The organism is Streptomyces phyllanthi, from assembly GCF_009377205.1.
Lineage (GTDB): Bacteria > Actinomycetota > Actinomycetes > Streptomycetales > Streptomycetaceae > Streptomyces > Streptomyces phyllanthi.
Genome location: NZ_VJZE01000708.1, coordinates 1 through 3,132, shown reverse-complemented (window position 1 = coordinate 3,132; position 3,132 = coordinate 1). Strand labels below are relative to the sequence as shown.

General features: G+C 70.6%; 2 protein-coding genes and 1 pseudogene. 1 reads left to right on the top strand and 2 read right to left on the bottom strand.

Annotated features, from left to right (window positions below; all coding sequences use genetic code 11):
- Positions 1-583: pseudogene (locus FNH04_RS43745) on the top strand (hypothetical protein); the annotation flags it as partial.
- 10 nt (positions 584-593) lie between these two features.
- On the opposite strand, the gene FNH04_RS43740 reads toward FNH04_RS43745, so the two are convergent.
- A complete protein-coding gene (locus FNH04_RS43740) occupies positions 594-1,547 on the bottom strand; it encodes a M28 family metallopeptidase (protein ID WP_152791794.1) in 954 nt (317 codons plus the stop codon).
- A gap of 357 nt (positions 1,548-1,904) precedes the next feature.
- Positions 1,905-2,960, bottom strand: a complete 1,056-nt coding sequence (gene rarD / locus FNH04_RS43735; RefSeq protein WP_152791793.1) for an EamA family transporter RarD — start codon at positions 2,958-2,960, stop codon at positions 1,905-1,907.
- Positions 2,961-3,132: the final 172 nt, after the last annotated feature.

The window sequence follows — 3,132 nt, the reverse complement described above, 5'->3', positions numbered from 1 at the left end:
CGCCCACCCCGTCCCGGAAGAAGACGACTCCGCGCCCAAGCCCGCCCCTGTAAGGGAGTTCGAGGTCGCCGAGACCGTGATGGGCGCCGTGGAGGAGGACGGGACGGTGCCATCGCCCCTCGCTGGGCCCGTCGGCCGGATCAACGAGGCCGTGAAGACGGGCCGGATCCAGGAGGCCGCCGAACAGGCCGAGCTGACCACGGCCCAGGCGACCGGTGCCCTCGGCCCGGAGCACCCGGAGGTTCTCCGGCTGCGCGAGTTGACCGCGTACATCGCCTACCTGACCGGAGACGCCCTCAGGTCCTTCCACCTCTCACTGGACCTCGCCCGGCTCCATCACCGTCTCGGCGATCCCCGGGCCGCGTACGGCAACGTCCAGAGCGCGGCGGCCGCCTGGCGAGCCGTACGCGACCCGCTCCAGGGACTGCACCTGGGCCGCGATCTGCTCGGAGTGTGGACCGGACTCGTGGCCGAGCCCGGTCCCGCCGCCGACGACATCGAGCAGCTCGAGTCAGCGCGCACCCGTATGGGCCGCCTCGCCGAACGAGCCGGCGCCCACGCCGTCGACGACAACCCCTACTGATGACCTCTGACTACGACGACAGCTCCCACACCGCGTACGCCAGCGCGTCGGAGTTCCGGTCCAGTGCCGTGTCGTTGATGTTGGACGTCGTGTCGCAGGAGGAGTGGTAGCAGCGGTCGAACGCCTGCCCGGCCGTACCACCCCACTTGGTCACCTGGGCGGCGGTCTTCGCCCTGCTCGCTCCGGTGAACAGGCCGCCGACCGGGACGCCCGCGCTCTTGAACGGGGCGTGGTCGGAGCGGCCGTCGCCCTCGGTCTCGATCTCCGTGGCGACACCGATGCCCGCGAAGTAGTCCTTGAACGTCTTCTCGATCGCCGGGTCGTCGTCGTAGACGAAGTAGCCGGGGTTCGGCGAGCCGATCATGTCGAAGTTCAGATAGCCGCTGATGCGGGCGCGGTTCGCGGAGGAGAGGTTGTTGACGTAGTAGCGCGAGCCGACCAGACCCCGCTCCTCCGCGCCCCACCAGGCGAACCGGAGATGCTTGGTGGGCTGGTAGTTGGTCCGAGCGACCGTGAGCGCCGCCTCCAGGACGGCCGCGGAGCCGGAGCCGTTGTCGTTGATGCCGGCGCCGGAGGCGACGCTGTCCAGGTGCGATCCCGCCATGATCACCTGGTTGGTGTCGCCGCCCGGCCAGTCGGCGATCAGGTTGTAGCCGGTGAGGCCACCGGACGTGAACTGCTGGACGGTAGTGGTGAATCCCGCCGCGTCCAGCTTGGCCTTGACGTAGTCGACGGACGCCTTGTAGCCCGCGCGTCCGTGCGCTCTGTTGCCACCGTTCGCGGCGGCTATGGACTGGAACTGCGTGAGGTGGGCCTTGACGCTCGCCACGGGGAGGTCGGGTGCGGCGGCCGCCGTCTCGGGGGCGGAGGCGGGGGCCGCCCCGGCTATGGACCCGGTGGTGAGGAGGGTGGCGGCCGCGACGACGGCAGCCGCCGTGGCACGCCCTGGAACGGAGAGCTTCATGAGTGGGGGGCTCCGAATTCCGTAGGGATTCCGGGAGCGCCATGGGTTCTCATGACGGACCCGTACCGAATCCACAGTGAATGAGGTGCCTCGGATGGTGCTGGTGTGACTGACTATCCGTCAAGAGTGCTATCCGGTCACGGAGTTCACATATCGGTGCGGCACGCCACGGACCGACACTCCACTGAACACTCCACTCCACGCCACGTCGCCTGGCGGGCCCGCCGTCTGTCGCCACGTCACCCTTCGGCCCGTCACCCTTCGGCCCGTCGCTCCACGGTTGGGCGTGACGGCCCTGCGGTTGGGCTGACCGCCCTACGGCTTGGGCTGACGGCCCTACGGCTGGGCGTGACGGCCCTACGGCTTGGCGTCCACCGGACCGGCGTCCACCGGACCGGGCACGGGCTCGCCCACAGCGGCCGCCGCGGGCGCGGAGCCGCCCTCCCCGTCCTGGGCCGCGTCCCCGCCCGCTGCCTTCACGGAGGTGCGCGCCGCGCCGATCTCGCCGCCGGGCCTACGTGCCGCCCGGCGCGCCGTGCGCAACGCGTCCCACGTGAGCAGCGACAGCGCCAGCCAGACCAGAGAGAAGCCCGCCCACCGCTCGGGCGACATGGCCTCGTGGAAGTAGAGGACGCCGAGCAGGAACTGGAAGACGGGCGCCAGATACTGCAGCAGCCCCAGCGTGGACAGCGGCACCCGGATCGCGGCCGCGCCGAAGCAGACCAGCGGCAGCGCGGTGACGACCCCGGTCGAGGCGAGCAGCGCGGCGTGCCCCACACCCTCCGCCCCGAAGGTGGAGTCGCCCTGGGACCCCAGCCAGAGCAGATAGCCCAGCGCGGGAAGGAACTGGATCGCGGTCTCGGCCGACAGGGACTCCACACCGCCGAGGGCGACCTTCTTCTTCACCAGGCCGTACGTCGCGAAGGAGCAGGCGAGACAGAGGGAGATCCACGGTGGCCGCCCGTATCCGACGGTGAGTACGAGGACGGCCACGAAGCCGATGCCGACCGCGGCCCACTGCACCGGCCGCAGCCGCTCCTTCAGCAGGAGCACGCCGAGGGCGATGGTGACCAGGGGGTTGATGAAGTATCCGAGGGACGCCTCGACCACCTGCCCGGCGTTCACGGCCCAGATGTAGACGCCCCAGTTGACGGTGATGACGGCCGCCGCGATCGCGACCAGTCCCAGCTTTCGCGGCTGCCGCAGCAACTCGCCGGCCCAGGCCCAGCGCCGCAGCACCAGCAGTGCGCCGCCGACGATGGCGAGGGACCAGACCATCCGGTGGGCGAGGATCTCGACCGCCCCGGCCGGCTTCAGCAGAGGCCAGAACAGGGGGACGACGCCCCACATGCCGTACGCGGCGAAACCGTTCAGCAGGCCTGTTCGGTGCTCGCGCTTTGACTGCCCGGTCAACGGCCCCTCCTCCTCGCAGGGCCGCAGCGGCACGGCCTCGACGACGGTAACGCCGGGAACCCCCGCCTGTCATGCCCGTATCGCTATACGGTCATGACGGACGGGGGTGCCTCGGATTGTCCCGAAGGAACCGGCCCTCGGGCGGACGCCGATGGGGCGGTTCCTTCGGGAC

Coding starts and splice junctions, on each gene's coding strand:
- FNH04_RS43740 (WP_152791794.1), bottom strand. CDS start 1,547: ATGAAGCTCTCCGTTCCAGGGCGTGCCACGGCGGCTGCCGTCGTCGCG.